This is a genomic window from Allotamlana fucoidanivorans, assembly GCF_006265225.1.
Classification (GTDB): Bacteria; Bacteroidota; Bacteroidia; order Flavobacteriales; family Flavobacteriaceae; genus Allotamlana; species Allotamlana fucoidanivorans.
On the sequence record NZ_VDCS01000006.1, the window covers coordinates 211,169 to 236,122 of the forward strand.

The 24,954-nt window shown below is 35.1% G+C and carries 12 protein-coding genes; 3 read left to right on the plus strand and 9 right to left on the minus strand.

Features of this window, described 5'->3' with window-relative positions:
- Window positions 1–72 precede the first annotated feature (72 nt).
- The 3 genes from FGF67_RS07550 to FGF67_RS07560 all read right to left on the minus strand — a co-directional run bounded on the left by FGF67_RS07550 (window position 73) and on the right by FGF67_RS07560 (window position 8,415).
- Complete coding sequence (locus FGF67_RS07550) at window positions 73–3,282, minus strand: BNR-4 repeat-containing protein (protein ID WP_139696335.1); 3,210 nt, start codon at window positions 3,280–3,282, stop codon at window positions 73–75.
- Between the two features lie 160 nt (window positions 3,283–3,442).
- Window positions 3,443–6,874, minus strand: a complete 3,432-nt coding sequence (locus FGF67_RS07555) for a glycosyl hydrolase (RefSeq protein WP_233244034.1) — start codon at window positions 6,872–6,874, stop codon at window positions 3,443–3,445.
- Between the two features lie 80 nt (window positions 6,875–6,954).
- Window positions 6,955–8,415 carry an alpha-1,4-L-rhamnosidase gene (locus FGF67_RS07560; RefSeq protein WP_139696340.1) on the minus strand — a complete coding sequence of 487 codons (1,461 nt, stop codon included), beginning with the start codon at window positions 8,413–8,415 and terminating at the stop codon, window positions 6,955–6,957.
- Between the two features lie 504 nt (window positions 8,416–8,919).
- On the opposite strand from FGF67_RS07560, the gene FGF67_RS07565 reads away from it, so the two are divergent.
- From FGF67_RS07565 to FGF67_RS07575, 3 genes are all read left to right on the plus strand, one after another.
- Window positions 8,920–9,156 (plus strand): hypothetical protein, encoded by a 237-nt coding sequence (locus tag FGF67_RS07565; RefSeq protein WP_139696342.1) that lies wholly within the window; start codon window positions 8,920–8,922, stop codon window positions 9,154–9,156.
- A complete protein-coding gene (locus tag FGF67_RS07570; RefSeq protein WP_139696345.1) occupies window positions 9,125–9,880 on the plus strand; it encodes a hypothetical protein in 756 nt (251 codons plus the stop codon). The genes FGF67_RS07565 and FGF67_RS07570 overlap by 32 nt, the downstream gene beginning before the upstream one ends.
- 326 nt (window positions 9,881–10,206) lie before the next feature.
- Window positions 10,207–11,814 carry an amidohydrolase family protein gene (locus FGF67_RS07575; protein WP_139696347.1) on the plus strand — a complete coding sequence of 536 codons (1,608 nt, stop codon included), beginning with the start codon at window positions 10,207–10,209 and terminating at the stop codon, window positions 11,812–11,814.
- 844 nt (window positions 11,815–12,658) lie between these two features.
- Here FGF67_RS07575 and FGF67_RS07580 read toward each other — a convergent pair.
- The 6 genes from FGF67_RS07580 to FGF67_RS07605 all read right to left on the minus strand — a co-directional run bounded on the left by FGF67_RS07580 (window position 12,659) and on the right by FGF67_RS07605 (window position 24,949).
- Complete coding sequence (locus FGF67_RS07580) at window positions 12,659–14,410, minus strand: sulfatase family protein (RefSeq protein ID WP_139696349.1); 1,752 nt, start codon at window positions 14,408–14,410, stop codon at window positions 12,659–12,661.
- 176 nt (window positions 14,411–14,586) lie between these two features.
- The gene (locus FGF67_RS07585; protein WP_139696351.1) at window positions 14,587–16,164 is read right to left on the minus strand and encodes a heparin lyase I family protein; all 1,578 of its coding nucleotides are present in this window, start codon (window positions 16,162–16,164) and stop codon (window positions 14,587–14,589) included.
- Window positions 16,165–16,354: 190 nt separating this feature from the next.
- Window positions 16,355–17,098: a T9SS type A sorting domain-containing protein gene (locus FGF67_RS07590; protein WP_139696353.1), complete on the minus strand. Its 744-nt coding sequence runs from the start codon at window positions 17,096–17,098 to the stop codon at window positions 16,355–16,357.
- 324 nt (window positions 17,099–17,422) lie between these two features.
- On the minus strand, window positions 17,423–21,448 hold the full coding sequence (locus FGF67_RS07595; protein WP_139696355.1) for a hybrid sensor histidine kinase/response regulator transcription factor: 4,026 nt from the start codon (window positions 21,446–21,448) through the stop codon (window positions 17,423–17,425).
- A 95-nt stretch (window positions 21,449–21,543) separates the two neighbouring features.
- Window positions 21,544–22,671 carry a glycoside hydrolase family 88/105 protein gene (locus FGF67_RS07600; protein WP_139696357.1) on the minus strand — a complete coding sequence of 376 codons (1,128 nt, stop codon included), beginning with the start codon at window positions 22,669–22,671 and terminating at the stop codon, window positions 21,544–21,546.
- A gap of 7 nt (window positions 22,672–22,678) precedes the next feature.
- Entirely contained in the window at window positions 22,679–24,949 is a 2,271-nt protein-coding gene (locus tag FGF67_RS07605; protein WP_139696360.1) for a glycoside hydrolase family 3 N-terminal domain-containing protein, read from the minus strand.
- Between the last annotated feature and the right edge of the window lie 5 nt (window positions 24,950–24,954).

Consider the following 24,954-nt stretch of genomic DNA (forward strand, 5'->3'; position numbering starts at 1 on the left):
GAACTATGCTGAACCACACACTATTTCATGAAAAATATCATGCCACGAACCGCCTTAAACAAATGTAACCACTTATTTTACAATTAACTTAGCATGAAACACTCGGTTATCTCCAGAAAAGGCTTTCACTAAGTAAATACCTGATTCAAAATTTTCCTTAACTTCAAGCTTACCATAGTTGTTAGTCAGTTTTTCATATACCGCCTTACCCAAAATATTATAAATAGTAACTTTTACAACATTTATGTTTTTAAATGCTATTGTAAATTTATCTTGTGAGGGATTAGGATATACTTTTAAAGAAGGAGTTTTTAATTCGTTATTTTCCACACTTAGCAATGGCCCGCCGGAACCCACCACTTGCCACTGGCTTCTCTCATCTGTTTCATCAACAATATAGTTATAACAATTACCATCGGGGTGATGATATAAAAATCTACCCGTGCTTCTAGCTTCAAATCTGTATGTATCTTCAAATTCATCGTAATGAATGGTCCATATTTTATCTGTATCTCCTGCTGGAGGTGCTTTACCCGTACTAACAACTAAGTATGCCCCAGGTGAAAAATTAGCTCCTGTTGCTCTCAGTATTCCATTGAGCCTACTATCAATGTTATAATACTCCTGACCATCTACACTTGTTTTAATAAACTCCCACTTTCTATCCTGACCATCACCTGAGTCATTCATAGACACAGGTTGACCAGCAGTAGGATTAGCAATTAAAAATTGACCCGTAGCAACATTTACTAATTGATAAACACCTTCATCATCACCTCCAGAACCTCCACCTGAGGTCGCAGAAATCTTCATTTTATCGTAGTTAAAACCTCCTACTTCACCTACCACTTTTATATTTTGTACGCCTTTTTGGAGTGAAATAGTCGCTTTAGTCCCTTTAAAGTTGGTCAAACTAGGTGTTGTAGTAAGGGCTATTGAAGCTAGCGTGGTAGTACCACTCACAATTTTAAGTTTTTTAGTACTGCCAGGTGATGCAGCAAAGACCTCAACCTCGTAATCACCATCTTCAGGTGCATTTATAGTGTATTCTGCAAAATCACCGGTATTCCAAGAATTAAGATAAAAAACTGTATTACTCCATCGAGTTACGCTCACACCACTTTTTGAGGTATAATATTCAGCCTCAATGGTAGAAGGAATTTGATGTATCTTAGGATTAACAGTCAGCGTCTTAGAAGCTTGTGCAGCTGTAAAATAGTCATTCCCTGTATCTGAAACCGTTATTGTAGCAGTACCTGCTCCTAAAATTTGTCTTACTTGGTCATCCCATACCACAGCTACTTGATTGTTTGGACAAAGAAACCTTAAATTAGCATCTGGATTATTGCTTGTCGCTTGAAGTGTAAAAGCCGGGTCTCCTGAGGTTACTTCTGGAATAGCTGAAAAATCAATCACCTGTTGACGTATTGGCACTGAATATTCATGCCCCACAATAGGCGCCGCATTATAGGTAGCATCACCAGGCTGTAAAGCGTTTATGGTTGTTGTTCCTGCCCGTTTAACTTGTATTTTTCCATTTACAATACTAGCTACATCGGTATTTGTACTTTCATATTGAACTGCTAAACCAGAACTTGCTGTGGCATTTAAAACTTGATCTGGACTCCCCCAAGTATATGTATTTGGAGACAAACTAAACGTAATGGTTTGATTTGATTTTGATGCATCAGCACTAACCACTAAGGTTTGAGACACCTCAGAAGCTTCATTATAAGTACCATCACCTTTTTGACTTGCCATAATATCGCAAGAGCCTACACCCATAATTTGCACCTCGTTGCCGTTTATGATGCGTGCTATATTTGTATTTGAAGATGTGTAAGACACAGGTAAGCCTGAACTTGCTGTGGCATTTAATGTAAAACTCGGATCTCCTTCTGTTTTTTGAGCTAAAGCACCAAAATTGATGGTTTGTGCTATATATTCTTCCTTTTGCAATTGAAATACAAAACAATGAATTGGCACCGTAGCACTATTTACAGCTTCACTAAATACCACTGCAATTATTCCGTTATCCATTACAGTAATACTTTTTCTATCATTTATTCCTATACTAGTTCTAAAATCTTCGCGCCACGTATAAGTCCCTGCCAACGCACTTGTTACTACAAAATCACCACCTGCTAAATTAAACTTATACATACGGTTACCATAAAACACTCCTAAAGAGCCTTTGTTTCTATCCTCAGAAAACTCAGTTTCGTTTTGTTTTCTGAGGTAATTATATGGGTTTGTTCCCTTAGGTTTAATATAGGTATACATATCATTTTTAGGAGAAATAGCCAATTGTGGTCCTCCGGCCCAACCTGCATCATCAGGAACGCTTCTGGGGTCTGCAATTAAAAAAGGTGTGTGATCAACAATAGGTAAATCATAACTTTTTCCATTTACGGTTGTTGCTTGGCTATCCATACGCGAACCCAGTTCCATGACATAAACACCCTCATTTAGTCTGGTAGGAGATTCTGCCCAACGTGGCGAATAAGCATAGTAAAATTTACCATTTATAAAATATGCACTGCCATAACTAAAGCCTCTTTCTCCTTGTGTAACTTCGCTTCCTCTACCTTTAATAATTGTAACCTCTTGAGACCAGGTGTCCCCGTTATAATAGGTCATAATAATATCACCACCAACAGCAGAGCCCAACCTTCTTTCAAAGTACATTTCACCTAAATCGTTATTAAATAAATCGGGATAAGTTACACTTGTTATTTTTTTTCCTGGTATTAGGTAATCCTGCTGCGGCAAGAAGTTATCTGCGGTAAAATCACTATCAGGACCAAAAGCTATATTTTTCTTAGATCTTATATAGTTCAAATCTTCGTTATGATGATCAAACATGAGATGAATAGTACCATCAATAGGACAAATACCAATATTTGTTGTTAAATGCGTATCGCCTTTACCTCCAACCAAACTCAATTTAGCTGGCAGCCCCACATGCACCCAATTACCTTCTCCTATTTTTTTTCGAGACACCATTAAAGTGCGGTCTGCCCATCCTCCTCTATACCAAGTATAGAACATATAACCATTTGATACTTTCAAGCAATTACCATGTGGGTTTATACTCGCACCATAATGATACGGCTTAGGATCATCGACTTTCCAAAAATAAAATGCTTCATTGGTAATCACTGTATTTTCGAGAAAAGTAACCTGCGCAGCTATGTTATTAGAACATACATTTAGTATAAACAGAAAAATTAAAATTAGTTGAAAATTTATTTCATTCTTTTTTTGAAAAAGTAGTTTCATAGAATTTGATACGTATTTAGTTTATTAGCGTACCTAAAAATCCTATAACATTAACAAAAATCTATCCTGACCTATCCTGATTTTGAACTAAAAAAAACAATTATTGTTAAAACATAAGAATCTAACCAAAACTGACTATTATATAATGCGTATTTAGCTTTTATATGGTGGACTTCAAAACCACAGGGCCGATTAAACCAGTATTCTCCAATTGGGTTTCATTCTTTTTAGGCGGATTTGTGGTCCATGTTTTCTTTTGGCCTTTTGGTCTTGAGTTATCGTAAATGAGCTGATTCCTCCAAGTATTGGTGACTTTAATCTCAAAGGTGTTTTTACCTATTTTCACATATTTACTAATATTGAAATCAAAAGGTGGCGCCCACTTTACACCTACCTTTTTACCATTGCACCACAGTTCTGCAATATTGGCTACTTCTCCCAATTCTAAAATGGTTTGTGTCCCAATTTCATTAAAATTTATAGTCTTGGTATAGGTGGTAGTTCCTGAATAGTGCTGTACGGCATCGTTTTCAAATTCTGACAAGGATTTTAATACTGTGGCTTCTATAATTTTTGGAGTACCCCAACCGTCTTCAAAGGTCAAATTCCAATTATTTTGAAGCCGTATTTCACTAATGGCAACCTTTTGTTTTGTCATTGCTTTTTCATCTTTATGAAAAATATAATCTCCAGAACTAGAAGCTACCAATGTATCATCAACCCAAAACACCTTTGGAAAACGCTTTGTTTTATGCATGTTAAACCAACCTGTTTTCGTGTTTAAAATAATTGAATCATTTAAAGTAATTTTTGAAGCAAGTGCTTTTTTACTGTTTTTAGAAAACACAACAATTGCACTTCCACTTGCCGGCAAAGACAAAGCCACATTGGTTCTAGCGTCTTCATTTTTCCAAATTTTGGCATCATGCCGATTCCCTGTAAAAGCATCCCAAATTTCAGGTCTTTTACCATCAACCCTAAAACTTAAAGCAACATCAATAGGATATGGCTCCCTTGACGCTACAAAATAAATATCGGCGTCCTCAGTTTCACGATGAATCCAATTGATATTAAGACCTTCTGAAACAATCACATCTTTTGCAATTTCTTCTTCATGCAAAACTTCTTCTAATGTTTTACCCCAATACACTTTTCCTTTACCAACTTGCTTTACGCCACTTTTAGAGCTTGCCCATAATTTATTAGAAATAGATTTAAGTGTTTTTAAATCATTTTCATCATCCATTAAACTTGGAGAATCTATGGGTTTGTTACCTAAGACCACTGCTCCTGCTTCAACCAATGCTTCTAATTTCTTTAAGGTAGAAAGCAGCATTTTTTCGGAATCCCTGAGCATAATTATGCGATAATCGCCAGCATCTTCAACATGTATCTTGTTATTTTTCATGGTTAATTTATCGTGTAAAATTTCCGCATTCAAATAATCAAAACGATAGCCTTCTGGGAATTCATCCAAATCAAATGGAGGACGTTCGTAATGGTCTCCATAATACCAAAGCACATCGGCTACGTACTCGCCCTGTTGCAACACATATTGGTTACGAGCTAGGTAATCCGTCCAATCTTTCATATAGGGCCACCAAGTTTGTTCCCTTAACAAAGGAAATCCAATATGCCCTCCAAAACTAGACCCAGGATATACATTGGTTTGCGGTGTATGAGAAAAGGTATGAAACACTAAATGATTTACGCCTTTTGTAAAATTGTAATCTATTAAATATTTAACCAAAAACGGATGTTCATTCCATTTTACCCCAACCTGTGTGCAAGCCTCAGCAGCTAAAACAGGTTTATTGTACAAGTGCGTTGCAGAGGCCGCATTATAAATCGGTTTCGCATACTCGTTTTGAGCAGAAGGAGCACTAGGATACCAAAATTCGGTCATGGGAATGTCACTAACACCGTAATAACGCATAGGATCTATAGGAAGTACTTCGCCTCCTGCTCCTTCGGTATACACTTCAGCGCCCATATCGTGCGCAACGGTTGCAAAATGGGTGAAGAAATTATCTATAAATACCTCATCCATAGTATGACGTAAATCTCTTAAAAATTTAGTAGTAATTTCAGGACTTTCAATAATGTACCCTATGGTTGCAGGTAGGTAATTTTTCATACTGTAACCACGCCTGGTTTCAAATTCCTTAAACATATCCTCAGAGTTCATGGTCCATGTAGGCACATGACTTTCCCAACTATCAATTAACAAACCATGCAATTTCCCATTGCCTATGGGCCCGCCATCTTTTATTAAGTTGCCTATCATACCATTTCGCAAATGGTTCTCAATAGCCACTTTATCCAACTTACTCGATTCCCAACCTGTAGCTTCTGGCACAGCCGGTTTATTGGTTAAGCGCATATTAATATGTCCAAAACGAACTACTGTCCAATCACCTTGAGGCACCTCCCAAGTTAACTGCCCTTCATCTGTCATTTTATCTGTGAGATTTACAATAGCCTTTGATTTAATTATCACACTTTCTGAATAATTAATATCCACATCTTTTTCTAATCGGCGCAGTACTTTTGCTGCCTTGGCCTCATGGTTATGGAATTTTGGTTTAGAACTCAACCTGATAAACTCCGGAGCAATTGCATGATCTCCTTCAAAAGTAAATACAAATTGATTAGAGATAGTTTCAGGAATACTCAGAGTAAGATGTTTACGCCTATCATTCCAATTTGCATCAGGTATTTTAACCGTAGTTATGGTTTTTAACACGCCATTAATCAAGGCTTCAATTTTAATATTTACCTTTATTTGTGGGTACTCTGTTCCCATTACCATATGCCTTGTTTGCGGAAATGTAAGAGTACGCAAAGTAACAGGTGCATCAAACGCCACTTTAACCCAAGTATCACTGTTATTTACTTTGGAAATACCATTGGCCCTATAGGCCTCTAATGGTTTATTTAATTGAGTTGTAGTTCGTGTGACCGTAAGTTTAGAGTTGGGATTAAAAATGTCTTCCCAAGGCACTACCGTATTATTTGTTTCAATCTTTGAAGGATATATGGGTAAAAAATCATCACCTTCAGGTGTTGGAAATGCCAGAACTTGGATGTCTTTATAATCATAATCTGAAGTGTGGTATAGGGAATCTATTTCCAAAACCTCATTAAATATTTTTTTTCCTGACACATGATAAACCGTTTCTACAACTTCACGTTGCGCCTCCTCTACTGGCACCCATGGCCCACCTGTCATGGACCAACCAGGACAGTTTTGCATGGTAAATTTTAAGCCTAAACGCTTACATTCATCCGCTGCATGCCGAATCATATCTTCCCACTCTGGAGATAATATTTTTATTGGATCAACATTTGGGTAAGGTCTACCCGCTTTATTAAATAAGTGAATCCCCTGTAAACCAGCTTCTTTTATAGCTTCTAAATCTAAAGTCAAGCCTTCTTTACTGATATTATTGCCATTAAGGTGAAACCAAGTTTCAGGGTAATACTTTTTAGAAGGCGCTTTAAAGCTTTCACTCAACTCTTCAAAACTTACTTCTGAGGATACACTTAAAGGTTTTTCATTTTTACTTTGACATCCTAAAATTGACATCATTGTTAGTAACAATAGAATTCTGTAATTCATATTCAAATGCTTTTAATTGGTAATAGTAGTTTTGCTTGTATTTAATGGTTTTATGGTAACTTTATTTCATATTTCAGAAAAGAATATACTGGTAACTGTGTATCAAAAGACATCATAGATTTAGAACTTTCGTTTCCTTTAGTCATGACTTCATGCCATTCATACCAAGTAAAAGCATCCTCTTTTGAAATATAAACTGCCGACCGCACCATGATCTTAGTCCATGGAGGTACATTCAGTTTTGCTGTTATTCTTAAACTTTCAGTGTCTTTAGATTCTAGATTTGCACTATAATTATAAGCAACAATATGATAGCTATCCTGTTTGCTGTCTCTTGAAAAAATGGCATCCACATAATTTTTTTCAGAGCGCTGTACACCACTTTTGTTTGAATTATAGTATGTGTTACCCTCTAAGGTTAAAAGCATGTTTCTTGCGCCTTCATACTTTTTACCATCACCCCACTGAAAAACATTGTACATGTTATTTTGGTAAAACATTTTCATCAGGCCTATTATAAATGAATTTTGATGTGCCACTGGTGCGTTTTCAAAAGCATTTCCCGCTTTACTTAAGCTTTTTATTAAAGCAAATTCATGCATTTCTAGCTTTGCATTTTCATTCCATTCAGGTATATCTTTAATTACAGCAAAATCTTTAAGATACACTTGGTTAAAATTGGTTCTGTTTTCCATGTGGTAAAATGGATAAAATGAAACCCCCACAAAATCATAATGCACCTTATTGGTTTTACACCATTTTACAAAATTGGTTCCCCATGCTTTTTGGGACGAACCCCAAAGAAAATGTGTGCCTACCTTAGCTTTGGGAAGTTCTTGCTTTATAGCTTTAACAGATACCTTATAAAATTCAAAAAACTGTTCTTTTGTACCAGACCAATGGGTTGGAGTACCTATTTCTCTACCTATATCAAATTGTATTTTTAATACCTCGTCTTTACCATAGGTGTCAACAAGAAAACTCATGACATCTTTTAAATAATTGGCCCAGACATTATAGTCTTTTGGAGGCTCTGCGTTCCCGTAGGTTGAAACTCTTAAAGAATCACCAAGAAGTGCTCCTTTTGCATTGCGTTGAAATGCCCATGAAGGATTATCTAGCACAATTTGATGAATTTCTAATCCCTCATCATAGACTCCATCAATTTGTCTCTTTAACTGCGTAAAATCAGTATAAAATGTTTTAGAAACAGCATCCCATTTATAAGAATCCATGGTTAAATCGGCTTTTCCTTTTTTTGCAATACCGCCTAATGGCCTAACAATACAAAGTTTTGTTTTACTAGTAGCGTTAGTAACATTTACTCCATTTATTGGTGTAATTCTATTGAAAACATTTAAATGATACACAATTATTTGTTTTGCATTGGCGGAATCGGTAAAGTCGGTTTGCAAAACAATTTGAGCGTGAACTGTTGTTGCTATACAATGGCAAACAAAAAACACAAAAATATATTTCACCGAAAACCAACATGTTATTTCTTTCCTCATGAAATATTCTGTTTTGAAAATGAGTTTTTGATAGTTACTAAATATGCCTGTGTATTTTGTTAAAACGTATTACGTCCAGCTACCATTGTACTATGAATGTGCAGACAACTTAACACTACCAAGTCTAAAATCAATACCGCAGTATGGAGATGCAAAACTTCACTCAAAAGCAATTTTTATAAAACTGTTAAATTAAAACTACACTTCTTTAAAACTGTCCTGTTTTATCCTGCTTTCTAATAAAAAACATAAAACAGCATAAACAAAATGGACTATACATATTATCAAATTGTTAATAAACCCAATTTTTAATATTTTGTCTTACTGAATTTACTAACTTGGTAAAGCTATTAATGAAATTCGTTGAATAAAAAAATCGATTAGCCTCATCACAACCTGCATTACCTGCTCCATCATTATTAAAAAAAATGATTTTGAATCATTGATTTTTGAGAATCGGAAGATCAATTGTTACGTTCAAAACTTTACAAACAATCAATTTATATGAAAAAACTTTTACTATTCTGTTTATTTCTAAGTCATTTTCAGCTTTTTGCTCAAGAGGCTGCCGAACAGGCAGTATCTACAGACACCATTCCTGCTGGAGTACAAGGTTCTATCAATCCTTTAACAGATAACAGGCCTGTGCACACTGGTGATAATCTTTTAGACGATTCTTTTCCAAGTTCATGGCCGCTTTTTGGCTCGGATGTTAGGCTACGTAAAAGCAGATTTTATTAGAGATTTTGACTACATAGGAGATAGATATGAATTTGAATTAGGGAGTATTGCTGTTGAAGGTTCTCCTGAAAGGGAATTGGGAGGCATCACTACTTTTCATGCCAAACAAACTCGCATTAATTTTGATTTTCGTTCAAAAGCGAAATGGGGTAAAACAGGAAAAGAATTTCCTCTACAGGTCTTTTTGGAGTTGGACTGGTTTTTTGATGGAGAATCAAATCGTTTAAACACCCGTTTACGACATGCCTATGGCGTTATTGGTAGATTATTGGTTGGTAGAACTTGGACCACTTCAGGTGATTTATCTACATTACCAGGGACAATTGATTTTGCAAATGGTGATGCACTTTATGGCGGAAGAACCACCCAAATTAGGTGGCAGGATAACATAAACAAAAGGTTCTCATATGCTATTGCATTGGAAGATTTTGCACCACAAATTGACAACCCTTTAAATTTTGAAGGCGCCTCTAGACCGCTTTGGCCTAATATTGCGGGAATGATAAAAGCTAAAGCGTTAAATGGATCTAGCATTCAACTAGGACTTGATGTTTTCCCTGTGAGTTGGGTTGGACCGTCTACCGCACCAAACGTAAATAAAACGGGGTATGCCATAACAGTTGGAAGTAGAGTTGTACTCAAAGTAACCGAATATCAAGATGCCTTAGTTTGGGGAGCTGGCTATGGCGAAGGGCAGGCTCATAAAATTATATCACTTTCATAGGATGGCAAAGCTTCAGGAGCTCTTGGCCCAAATGATTTAACCACATCTCCTGCTTGGTTTGCTTATGCTGGTTATAATCACTATTGGTCTAAAAAGTTAAACTCAAATATTTCAGCCGCTTGGAGCGGTACTAGCCTAGCAGATTTTCAAGCAGACGAAACTATTAAAAAAGCAGGATCTGTTCATGCCAACCTTATTTATTTCCCATATAAGATGGTATCTACAGGTATTGAGTATATGTGGGGCGTTAGAGAAAACAAAAATGGCGTAGAAGGTACAGCATCTCGAGTTCAATTTATGGTAAAGTTTAAATTCAATTAATAATTATGAAAAATCTAATTTTTATCTGCACTTTTTTAGCAATTAATTTGGTGTTTATTACGAGCTGTAAGGAATCAGCAAATGAATTACCAACAGATAAAATACCCTTATCTACAGCATTTGATGTGGTCATTTTAAACGGGCGCGTCATGGATCCAGAAACAAATCTAGACGCCGTGAGAAATGTGGGTATTAAAGATGGTAAAATTGGTATAATAACAGAAGAAAAGATTTCTGGAAAAGAGACAATAGATGCAACAGGACACGTGGTTTCTCCCGGTTTTATTGATTACCACTCGCATGCTTCAAATACAGCATTCGGTCAAAGGTTACATTTAAGAGATGGTGTTACCACTCCTTTAGAGTTGGAAGTGGGCGCTTACCCTGTTGATACTTATTACAATAGTCTAGAAGGTAAGTCATATACCAATTATGGAGCTACCGTAGGCACAGGGGGTATTCGAGAGAAAATTGTACACCCTTCTTATGATTCCAAATCTGGGTCTTTAGTTAAAGATCTTTTTGATAAACATGAAGATGCTTTTGCAACCATGGATGTTGCTGCTTTTGCCCCTAACAAAGAACAAGTAGAACAAATTAATACCTTAGTAGAAGAGAGTATTAATTTAGGTGCCCTTGGTATTGCAGTTCCTGTAGGTTATATGTCAACTGGAACAAAATCAGCAGAACTTAGAACATGGCAAGAGCTGGCCGGAAAGTACGGCCTAGCCACATTTCTTCATGGCAGATTTTCCAGTCAGCAACCACCTACTTCAGGTATTTTGGGCTTTCAAGAAATGATTGCAAGTGTTGGCATCTATGGAGGTGGTTTATACATTCACCATATCCATCAACAATCTCTTGGTGAGACACCAGAAGCATTAGAAATGATAGCTTCGGCTCAAGAAAAGGGACTTAAAATAATTCCTGAAGTTTACCCGTATTATCAAGGCGCTACTATTGTTGGTGCAGATTATTTGGTACCTTCAAACTATGGTCCCAATATGGGGCGTAGCTATGAAGATATTATAGAAGTAGCCACCATGAAGCCTCTTACAAAAGAGCGTTATGAAGAACTTGTTAAAACAGATCCTGCTGCTTCTGTAATTTTCGGAGGTATTTCCGAAGAAGGCTTATTGAGTGCCATTGCCGACCCAAAAGTTGTAATAGGTAGCGATATGATGCCTTTAACCATTTCTTCAACGGGAGAAATGGCCGTAGATTTCAATGTTCCTTTTGATAGCGTACAAGGCCACCCTCGTGGAGCTGGCACACATGCTAAAGTACTACGTTTAACACGAGAAAAAAATCTCATGCCATTAATGCTTGCTATTTCAAAAATGTCTTATATGCCTGCTCAATTTCTTGAAAACAATGGTGTTTCTCAAATGAAGAACAAAGGACGCATACAAGAAGGAGCAGATGCCGATATTACCATTTTTAACGCAGAAACGGTAAAAGACAACTCTACCATGGTTAAAGCAGGATTACCATCAACAGGTATACCATACGTTTTAGTTAATGGAACCATTGTAGTAAAAGATTCAAAAGTACTAGAGGGCGTTTATGCCGGACAACCAATACGAAATCCAATTATTAAAAAAGAATATTAAAAAAAGCACTAAAACTCTTTATCTATGGATACGTTAAACAATTGAATAAACTACTGTGCTTCCAATTTAATTATCAGTCAGCACCAGTAGCGGTTATAATATTTAATAATCGAACACAGTTTTCTTTGTTTGCAACCCGTTTGTATATTTTAGGTAGCATAAATTAATCATTTGGCGCTATAATGTCATTTACTAAAAAAAGCACCTATGAAAATTGGGTGAGCATGAGACTCAATAAAGTCAGGTATTAACGTTTTGCCTTTCAAGGCTAACTTTTCTAAATTAGGCTAAAAATATTTTTACTAGGTTGGTTTCCGTTCAAACTCAAACAAACTATTTAAAAGCAATTAAAGGCATTATTCATTCAAGAGCTAACAAAATAGAAACAGTAATTATAAGGGATATCATAAGACATGGCATAGTATTTTAACTTTAGAGGACTTAAATAAGGCCGCTGGAAATGTCCCAAATTTATTTGACAACGCTCTGTACATGAGCTCCATATAGGTCAGCATGCCCAAGAAGGTATAATATAACCAAAATGTAGCCGTTTAAATATTGTAATTAATTGTCCACTTTTATATTGCAAGTCCACCAAAAGGCATTACTAAAAATTAGTATACCTACTATATAATAGAATAAATGTTTTATATGATGCTAGCATATACTAATTCAACACTTTTTTTTAAAAAAATCCAAAAACAACAAAACAATAAAGGTTCCAAACAACTCCTTCTTCTCAATATATCTAACCTGTTCCTCAGACATACTACTAGTAAATAAGTTAAACATAAAGGTTAAAAATATCGTTGTTGTACTTTCTGCTAGTTTGGTATTCTCTAATTTAATGAAGTTCAACAACTTCACTAGGCTCATAACCTATTCGATGGGCTTGAACCATTAATTTAGATCCTTCGGGCAACTGAATTGACCCCTGATACACCTCCCACGATTGTGGCGTGTTGCCATCCTGATCCATAATTTTAAAGCCAATAGAAGCGCCTTTGGTTTCACAAGTTATTTGCACTAAGTCATCTTTAGCAGTAATAGTGGGTTGCAATGTCACTGGTTTAGCGTCTTTACCTGACCATAGTTTTTTTATAAGTTCAGATTCGGGCAAATCTGGATTGTCATCAATGGTTTCTAACCATCGATCCATTTCAGCACTTAATTCTTTAAGTTTTTCTTGATTTTCTGGGTTTGCTGCAAGATTATTGAGTTCATACGGATCTGTTTGGCAATCAAACAATTCTTCTTTCGGTTTTTGTTCTCTAAACCATTGCATTTGAATATCGTTTAATTCCCCTTCTGCTTTCAATTTTAACAACTCCTGCATGGTTGGAATGCGTTCTCGATATGCTACAGGTAAATAATAGCCTTGTTCTGGTCTGTAATTACGAATATATTTAAATCTACCATCCCTTACGGCTCGTATGGCATCGGTAAATCCATCAAACCTGTCGGCTGCCGCATGAATATATGTTCGTTCTTCTGCCTTGTACTTGCCTAAAAAAGCTTGACCTTGCATATAGGGTTTTGGTGCTTCACCAGTTAAAGACAATAATGTTGGTGCAAAATCAACAAAACTGATAAGTTGGTCGTCTTTCGTACCTGCTTTTAATTTATTTGGAAAACGAATAATCATGGGGGTGTTTAAACCCGAGTCGTAAATCAATCGTTTTTCCCTGGGTAATGGCCCGCCGTGATCGCCATAGAAAAAGATTATGGTGTTTTCTAACAACCCATCGTCTTCTAGTTGTTTTAAAACCGCACCTACTTGACTATCCATTTCGCCAATATTGTTGTACAACTTCCACATATCTCTACGTGTTACATTGTTATCTGGTAAATATGGTGGAATATCAAATTTTGTATCCTTTGGTAAGTGTTCAGGTGTCTCGGCCTCTGTCATCCTGTTTTTTGCATGAGACTGGCCTTTGTTTTTCCAATTGTAATTTCTGTCTCCAGCTTGATATAGTCTTGTTTCAATTTCTCTTAAACCATAGGGTTCAAACAAACCGGACTCATGCGTATCTGTAAAATTAAAGACTGCAAAAAAAGGCTGATTATCCTTTCTATTCCGCCAATGCGCATAGGGACTACTTTCATCCCAGGCGGTTACCGGTTCTTTAAATTGATAGTCTGTTTTATAATTATTAGTGCAATAGTACCCTTGCATGCGCAGCCATTCACTTATCATTTTTACTTCGGAAGGCGGAACAGCTTCATAAGGAGGTAATCCCGTTACATCGGTATATGAATTCACTCGCATATGGTTAGCCCCAATCCCAGATGGATACATCCCCGTGGCAATGGCCGCACGACTAGGTGCACAAACCCCTGAGGTAGAATATAGATTTGGATAAATAACGCCTTCATTGGCCAATTTACTCAGGTTGGGCGTCACTACCGTAGAGTCACCAAACGGTGAAATATAAGCCCCCATATCTTCGGTAACCAACCATAGTATATTTGGGCGCTCGGGAAGATTTAAAATAGGTTTGCTAGCCTCAAAACTAGTATCCTTTTTTGATGTATTACCACAACTTAATAGCAGCATACCTAAAAAAACAAGAGTCAATTTAACAGTATTCATCACATTTTTTTAATTTTTTAAAATTAGCTCTATTGCCTCAAACCACTGTCCTGCATTGTCCTGATTAGTTTACTAAAATATAAGAACGTCTGACTATCATAAATCAGACTTTTTCACCATCTATTATTCCAAGTGGCTTAATTACTTGAACAGACTACTCCCAGTACATTTATATTTTATCTCTTTACAATTTTCTTTGTTGAAAAAGTTTTATCTCCATAAAATTTCACTAAATACATTCCACTTGATAATGAAGTAGCGTCTAGATTTAGAGATGATAAACCTTTTGTTTCTCTAACAATAAGCGATTTGCCAATCAAGTTAAATACTTCAACTCTGCTAATATTTGATGATAACCCCTTAATTTCAATTGTATTGTTAATTGGATTAGATACAAAAATTGAACTTTTATCAAACTCCAAACTACTAAGGGAGTTAACACTTTCTAAAAGCCATTTTGTGTTAGTTCCAAATGAAGTTATATACCTAACATCACCAGAATCATCAAAGGAAATTCTTGGAGTGGTTGTCTGAGGAGTATGGATATCATAGATTCCAGAACCATTAGAAATAAATTCAAAAATTCTTGTATTATCTGTTACAGTAGTTGGTGTTGAAGTTGTAGTAGGATACACATTTTGACCTTCAAATCTTACAGCATCCCAATTTGTATCTAAACATGAAATGTTGTAGTAACCATCAGTTCCAACAGATTTTATCTCAAAAATCTGTTTATTACTATCTGGTAAAATCTCATCTGCCGTGATTATATTTTGATTTGGAGATAACTCTGGAGCTACAGTCCAATACTTACCAGTTATGCTATGCTTTATCTTATAAAACCCCTCTAGGCCAGAAGAGTTTCCATCATTTGAATCACTAGGAAGTGCATCGGAATATGTTAAAGCAACACGCATATCATCAAAATCCGTTATCACCTCAAAATTACATGCGTTTTCATTATAAGAACCCCACTTTGGGTAAACTTCAACACCATCAAATGTTTTATGATAGGCTCTTTTATCAGAATCTGCCAAAACCACTTGATATTCATTAAAATTAAGATTTGAAAGTGTTTGCTGTACTCCATTAAACCAGAACTCCAAATACCCTACATATCTATTATTAACCATGTCAAAATTATCATCAACCTTAACCTTTATAACAAAAGTTACCCATTCATCCTCGGGAATTGAACGTTGCCATAATGTTGTTCTTCGTTGGGTTATAGACCCTGGCCTGTTCCAATTGGGCTCAGCTGGACCGAAAGCGTTTAAATTTAAAGTTGTACCATCATAAGACATCGTATAAGGGTAATTTTGCTTATTCGTATCTATATCTCCACCATCAGCAGTTTTCCATTGAAAAACTGCAATACCAGCATTCAAATCTGGTTCAGAATTAAATCTCCAGCGCCAACCGTAATAATAAGTTCCACCCTTTTGAGGGGTAAATGTATTTACGTCACCCGTAGTTCTGGCAAATTCAGCTCGTTTCCTAGACACGGGTTTAGTAATACGCCAAAATTTACCAAAGTCAATATCTGTAGGTGTGGTAACAAAAGGCGGGCTATTAGGATCGTCAACACAATCATCACCACTTGGGTTACTATTACCATTTGGATCGAGGCGTCTAAAATTATCATTAACCGATAAGTTGGGGTCACCATACCATAACACTTGTGCATCTAGTTTATGTAATCCAATACATGAAACTAAAAACACCATAACGAATTTTAAATTTTCAATTTTCATAGCTTATTATTTCATTAATCAACCTCTATTTTTTTAACATTTTTATTAAATCTCGTGGCACTTTAAAATAGTGCATGAATTACTATTAAAGAAAGAAAAAGCCTGATCCCAAAGAATCAGACTTTTCATCATTATTAATCCGAGTTGACCTAGTTAGTTAAAAAAAGACTACACTCAGTACCTTTATATTTTATCTTTTTACAATTTTCCTTGTTGCAAATGTATTTGCCCCAATAAATTTAAGAATGTAAATACCGCTTGATAAGGATGTAGCATCTAAATTTAATACTGACAAACCTTTAGTTTCTGCACTAATTAAAGATTTACCAACTATATTAAACACCTCAACTTTATTAATATTTGAAGATAACCCTTTAATATTAATGGAATTGTTAATTGGATTTGACACAAAAATTGAACTTTGATCAAACTCCTCATTACTCAATGGATTGGTAGATGTAATAATCCATTGGGTCCTAGTAAAATTACTTCCAGAGTAACCAATTGCATCAGTGTTATTGTTATAAACTAAATACCTTGGGGTACTGGTTTTTGGTGTTATTATGTTATAAGTTGGATCTGACTCTGTTCCAGGCACCAACTGAACATCCCATACATTAGGGTTTGATGTGGATGGTGATCCCGGGGTATAACTTACAACGGGTATTTCAGAAGTACTATTTGCTCTCAAAATACCATCGTTAGTATGTACCACAATGTTGTATTCATTAGTATTTCCTGTTGATACAAATGTAAATTTTGTGGCATCGGCAGAATTGCTTGTTGCTCTGACAGCCTTGTCGCCATCGTGCGATAAATAAACAACACCGTTAGTGGTGAAATTGTTTAATAAATAATATTCACCTGCTCCGGTAAACTGTGCATACGTAAATGTTGCACTTAATAGAAATAGAATAAAAGTAATTTTTTTCATAAATACGTGTTTTTAGCTTTTCATTAAATTGATACCTCAAATATAATAGCGATTCAGGGTGTAGAATTCCTAAAAAGGTGCAGAGAATTCCTTTTTCATTATAAAAAATCACATAAAAATGTTTTTTCAAGTCAACCAGCCTAAAGTACGCTAACCGTGTATACTTACAGTTATATTTTGACTGTGAATCTAGGCTCTAAATTCTGTTATTTAGATTCTATTGTTCTATTGAATGCCAACTTGGATAAAAGTGCATATCCTTTTTTATTGTAATTCTTTTCACCTTCACTTGTTATCGGCTCAAATATGAAAAATTACAACGCATTATGCCATAAAAGATTGCGCATATTCTCGAGGCGATTTACCAAACTTAGCTTTAAAACTTTTACTAAAGTATTTTTGGTCTTTAAAACCTACTTTGGCACTAACTTGATTAATATTGGCTTTTCCTTTTTCTAAAAGTTGAGCCGCACGAATTAGTCTTAAATGCTGAATAAATTGTTTAGGTGTAAAATCTGTCCAAGCTTTTACCTTTGTAAATAATACCGATTTACTAACACCCAATGCTTCACAAAAGAAAGGAATATCGAAATCATAATTACTTATATTTTGCTCAATAATATCTAATGCTTTTTTATATAAAGTTTCATCCAGAGAAGACATTTTTATATCTTCTACACTAAAAACTTCGTGCTTGTTTAGTTTAGATTTTAATTGCTGTAACGTTTTTAAGTTATTACTAATGCGTAACTTTAACTCTTTAATATTGAAAGGCTTACTAATATAATCGTCGGCACCACTTTCCAGCCCTTCTATTTTTTGTGTCATATCTGATTTTGCTGTTAATAGAATAATAGGGATATGACTGGTTCTAATATCCTCTTTTATTAATTTACATAACTCGATACCTGTTGCTATGGGCATTACTACATCGCTCACAATCAAATCTATTGGTTCTTGTATAGCCTTTTTAAATCCTGTTTTTCCATTTTCAGCCTCAAATACGTTATAATCATCTAATAAAATATTGCGCATAAACGTTCTAAGCTCTTCATTGTCCTCTACCAATAGAAGCGACTTTTTTTTATCGGAAGAGATTTTTGAAGAGAAATTTTCTTCAAATTTAATCTTAGTGTTTTCGGGCTGATTTAAATAATGATTTACATCATTTAAAATGAGATTATCATCTACAAAATCCTGAGCATTGAAATGCAACTTCCCTTTTAATAATTCTACCTTAAAAATTGAACCTTTACCTCCATCATTAGGGTTAACACTAATTTTTCCTGTGTGCAACTCTATTATATTTTTTACAATTGCTAAACCAATTCCAGTCCCTTTTTTTATATCCTTACTCATGTTATCCGTAGGAGTTATTTCGAAAAAACGATCAAATACTCTGTCTCTATATACTTCGGGAATTCCTATTCCATCATCTTTAACCAGAATAATCACGGTGTCATCTTCTTCCTTTATTTGTATTGTTATTTTTCCAGGACTAGGGGTGTACTTAAAGGCATTGGAAATCAAATTAAAGAAGACCTGTTCTAACTTTTTTTCATCAAAATATAGCGATATTTCAGGTGATGATGATTCAAAACCATATTGATATCCTTGGTTTTCTGAATAATCTGAAAAAGACTGATAAACGTCCTTTATGGTACTTACAATATTATATTTGGCTACCTGCAAACGCATTTGATTGCTTTCATATTTCCTAAAATCCATTAATCGATTAATAAGTTGAAGCAAGTGATTACCATTAATTTCAATAAGTTTAAGCTTTTTAAACATACTACTACTCCCCTTATAATTATTTATAATTTGCTGCAGTGGTCCCAGTATTAAGGTTAGAGGAGTTCTAAACTCATGAGATATATTGGTAAAAAAATCAAGTTTGGCTTGATTTACCTTTTTAATTTGTTCTGCTTCTAAATGCTCTAATTCTAAAGCATGTTTTAATTGGGTTTTAGATTTCGAAACCTTAAACAAATAGTAAATTATTGAAATAATTATTAAAAAATAAAAAGTATATGCCCACCAAGTCAACCAAGGCGCAGGCTTTACTTTAATATTTAAGACAGTTGGTATTTCATTAGTAACTCCATCGCTATTTATACCTTTAACTTCAAAAACATAGTCTCCGGGCTTTTGAATGGTGTAAGCTGCAATATTATTTGAAGATTCAACCCAATTTGTTTCTAAACCTTTAAGACGGTATTTATAACTATTACTTTTCGAATTTATAAAATTTGGAATGGAAAAAGACAAATTAAAGTTTCCCTGATTGTGCCGTAATTCAATTTCTTTGGTAAAACTCATTGTCGTTTGAAGCACCTTATCGGTATCATTAACCAAAACTGAATGATTATTAATTTTGAAGTCGGTTAGTATAACTTGTGGGGCATAATGGTTTTTAACAATTTTATCTTCGTTAAATATTGTTACTCCAGAAGGTCCTCCAAAATAGTAATCATCACCTAACCGCAAACCTGCATCTCTATTAAACTCGTTGCTTGACAAACCATCTTTTTTAGTAAAATATTCTTCAATTGTTTTTTCTATATAGTTATACTTCAAAATCCCTTGTGTAAAAGTACTTACCCAAAAGCTTTTATCATCCCCCTCTAAAATACACCGAATACCATCTATGGGTTTATTACCAACATTTAGTGGAACATATTCCAATACACCGTTAGTCAATTTAAAAAGACCATCTTCAAAAGTACCTATCCATAAATTTTTTTGAGCATCTTCATAAATGGTATTTATTTCAAACTTAAAATTAGAGGAATTACTATATACAAACGTCTTGACTTCATTTTCAGTTGTAATAGAATTTAAGCCACGTAATGTACCCAACCAAATATTTTTAGAAGTATCAACCCATATGGTTTTTATATTACTATTAGTTAGACCAACAGGTTGAGATTTGGCGTTGTATATGAAGAAGACTTTCTTTAAAAAATTGTATTTAATTAGTCCTTTACCATTAGTTCCTATTAAAATAGTATCATCAGAATATTGTACAATTTTTAAAATCCCGGCATCACTAATAAAGTCTTTTAAATTATCTGGAAAAGCATTATTAATGAATTGTTTTGTTTTTAAGTTATACACAAAAACACCTTTATCAAAAGTTCCAATCCACAACTTACCATCCTTAGTTACACATAGCGATTTAATATTATCACTTTTTAAATCTTTATAATCGTTGGAAGTTATATGTTGAATTATATTCGTATCCTGATTTAATACCGAAACACCTCCTCCCTCTGTGCCAAACAACAGTAAGTTTTTATAGTTAACTATTGAGCTTACAACTTTAAAATTTAAACCTCTTTGATAAGAATTCTGGGTAATATTTTTAAAATTATTATTGAAGTTATGATGTAAATTTAATCCTCCATAATAAGTCCCCACCCAAATAGTACCAACATTATCTTTAAAGAGGGTTTTTATAAAATCATCATTTAACGATTTTGGATTGTTATCATTACTATATAAGGCCTTAATGGATCTTTGTTTATTAACAAGATGAATGCCGTGGTACGTAGCCACCCATAAGAGGCCTTTATCATCATAAACTAATTTTCTCGCATTTCTACTTTTTCCAATTAATTCAGTTTCTGAGAAAAAAGGAAGAATTGCCTTTGTTTGCATACTATATTCAACAATACTATTGGTTTTTGTAGCCAAAAGTATATTTCCATTTTCAGACTCCACAAGGTCATTAATATCTAAACCCTCTGTTTGATGTATTAACTTAAATTCAAATAATTTATTTTCAATAGGCTTACATTGATACAAGCCGTTAGAACTACCTATAAAAATGTCTCCATTTTTGGTTTCTAATATTGATGACGGTATGTGTATGTTCCCTACCTTTTTAAATACATCATTAACAGCATCATAAAATGAAACACCCCCAAAATGGCTTACCAAAACATCTTGATTAGCAAGTACTTTGATCCCCTTAATCATATTATTCCCCAAACCGGATTGGTTAGTATTTAAAAAATATGATTTAAAACTATTGGTTTTAGGATTAAATTTATTCAATCCAAAAGAAGTTCCTACCCAGATAAAACCAGAACTATCCTGCTCTATACACTCAATGCCATTATTGCTGATAGTGTCAGGGTTATCTTTTTCATGACGATACACTGTAAATTCTGTGCCATCATATTTATTCAGTCCATCTTTCGTACCAATCCAAATCTGACCAAGTTTATCTTGATGTATAGCCATAACGGAGTTTTGAGACAATCCATTTGCATCAGTTATATGGTTAAAGTTATAATCTATATATTGGGCATGCCCATAATAGACTGAACATAAAACAAACAAAAAAACAATATTTTTAAGTTTAAATAGTTTCAAAACTGTGTACAGTCAAAAAACGGGAACATAATGTCCCCGCCTTAAATTTTAAAATTATTAAATTATTCTAAATTTAAAATCTCACTACCTGCTAATAAAAAAGCGCCAGTACCAAAGTTTTGCCAGCTATCTGCCGATGCTGGCTCTGGAAAAGCTCCTATATCTTGTACCCAACCCACACGACCATCGTCATGCTGACAAGCTTTTATAGCATTCCAAGCTTTAAGAACAGCAGGAGTATGTTTTTTATCAATCAATCCATTATTTATTCCCCAAGCCAACGCAAATGTGTGGAAACCACTACCACTTACTTCACCATGATCATAAGATTCTGGACATAATAAACTTGTACGCCATAGCCCATCTTCAGGTTGTATTTTCAACATGGTTTCAGATAATTCTTTAAATAATTGCTCATAGAAAGGACGGTGCTCATAATCAGCTGGCATATCATCAAGTATTAATGCTAAGCCAGCAATTACCCAACCGTTACCTCTGGACCAAAATACTTTTTTACCGTTTGGCTCTTTAGTAGGATTATCATTGCCTTCCCAAACAAAACGCATATCTCTAGCGAATAGTTGCTCTTCTTTATCATACAATTGATTATAGGTTTGCATATAAAACTTATGCATCTCATCTAAATACTTAGGTTGCTTGGTATGCTTTGCATATAAGTTTAACACTGGAGGCGCCATAAATAATGCATCACACCACCACCATAAAATGGTTTGCCCCATATCATTCTTTTTATTCCCTGCTTTCCATACATCATCTTCATACAAATGTGCATCTAAGAAGTTTTTAGTGGGTTCTAAATCAACAAAATTCTTTCTACCACCATTCATATCAATATATAAATAGCTGTATGAAATGGCAACATCATCGGCATGATGTAAACGTTTATACGTTTGCCAATTATTCCAATAACCTTGATTTTTAAGAGCTGCCATGTATATCATATCCTTTGTAGTTTTGTGGGCACGTGCCACACCTGTATAATAAGCACCTTCTGTCCAATCTGTAGGAGAAATAGCAAAAATTGGATGCGCTTCTTGCCACTCTAAAGCCTTAATCATAGAGGCCTTTACTTCCTCTTTATTTATAGCCTGTACTTCTGCTACTTTTTGTGCAGTGGAACAGTTGAACAATAGCATAACCGTTATTAGTGTTACAATGGATTTACTCATGATGTTTTTATTTTACAAGTTTAAATTTAGTTTCTAAATAGTCCTTTGAAGAAGTACCAAGCATAACGGTGTAATCTCCAGCTTCTAGTCCTTTTTGCATATCCAGACGGGTGAACTCGAGCATTTGAGGTGTAATTTTAAATGAAACCGTTTTACTTTCTCCTGCATCAAATTCTATCTTTTGGAATCCTTTGAGCTCTTTATCTGGTCTAGTAACAGACCCTATTTCGTCTTTAATATACATTTGAACCACTTCTTTGGCTTTCATACTACCGTTATTAGTAACCTTCACACTTACCTCCAGTTCTGTATCTGGTGTAATTTCTCCCTTAGAAATTGAAATGTCTGAATATTCAAAATCGCCATAGTTCAAACCATGACCAAATGGAAATAATGGTCCCTTTCCTAAGAATAAATATTCCTTCTTATAATTGATTTCCTTCATACTATAATGAAATGGAATTTGCCCAATAGACCTTGGAATTGTTACAGGTGATTTCCCCGATGGCGACACCTCACCAAAAATAATTCTTGCGGTAGATTCGTCTCCAAACTCACTTAAATCCCAAGTATCTAGAATAGCATCAGCATGTTCCGCAATGGCATTAATAGAAAGCGTTCTTCTATGCTTTAATACCACAATAACTGGCCTACCTAAAGCTTTTATACGCTCAATCAATTCGTCTTGTGGCCCTACAGGATCTATGGTTGCTCTATCACCTAAGGCATGGGTAAAGAAAGCCTCTTTTGATGTAAACTCATCACCTCCCATAAATAAAACTACAACATTAGAGCTTCTAGCAATGGATACCAATTTATCTAAGGCTCTTCCATCTCTTGGCAACAATTTTGGTTCACCACCTGTTTCATCTGTTAAATGAAACCCTTTTTCTGCTACAAATTTAATATTGTCGCCTGCTACAGATTCAAACATAGCTTTAGTATTCTCTGTTACAAGAGGACCTAAAAGTGCAATTTTAGTGGTTTTTTTAGCATCAAGTGGCAACGTGTTAGCTTCGTTTTTTAGAAGAATAATAGACTCTAAATCTGATTCTTTCGCTAATTCTAAAGACGATTCTGCTCTGTTTCCTTTCTCTACATCTTCTATATTAATATAAGGATTATCAAAAAGTCCTAAAATAAATTTTGTTCTTAAAACACGTCTTACGGATCTATCAATTAGTTTTTCAAGTTCTGGATTTTTCTTTACCATTTCCGGAAGATAGGCATAAGAATCCTCCGCATATAAATCGATATCTATTCCTGCCTCCAATCCCATTTGTGCGGCATCCTCAGGAGTTTCGGCTACATTCATAAAATAATGCAAACGGGCAATATCGTTAGAATCAGAAACCACATATCCTTCAAACCCCCATTGGTCTCTTAAAACACCGGTGAGCAACTCTGGATTACCATGTGATGCCACGCCATTTATATCACCATGCGATGCCATTATACCTAAAGTTTTAGCTTCCTTAACCGCGGCTTCAAAAGGTGGGTATATTTCATCTATTAATGTTCTTGGAGAAATTTCGATAGCTGCAAAGTTAGAGCCACCTAACACTTGTCCGTAAGCTGCAAAATGTTTTGTCACTGCACCAATATGCGTACCATTACCTAACCCTTCGTAATTACCTTGCACACCAATAACAGCATTTTTAACCATTTGTGTGGTTAAATAGGTGTCTTCACCAAAGGCCTCGCTCATACGTCCAAAACGCGGGTCCCGCACTAAATCAGCTTCCGGTGAATGGCACATATGCATACCGCGTAAGCGTGCTTCACGGCCAACAACATCCCATTGTCTTTGCACCAATTCTGGGTTAAATGATGCTGCCGAGGTCATAGGGCGACCAAATTTTGTACAACCTGTTGCGTCAACACCATTGTACGACTCTGTGACAAATAACGCAGGAATACCCCAACGGTTATGTTCAATAATATATTTTTGAAGTTCATTGTTCAATTTTGCAGCCGTAATCGCATCAACGTGCTCTCCTGGATTTTTTATACCCGCAATGCCCAATTTTAACTTTTTAATAACCTTTTCGGAAAGTTTTAATTTTCCGTTTTCATCGTGTTTTACTCCAATATTGGCGTGGAAAATTCGCATTTGCGCCACTTTTTCTTCTAACGAAAGTAATGGCAATAAAGCCTCTACGCGTTCTTCAATGGATAACGAGGCGTCTTTATAATCTTTTAACGAAGCCTCTTTGCTGCCACATGCATTAAAAAGTAACCCGACTACCACAAGGGCTAAAAAACATAATTTCTTCATTTGAT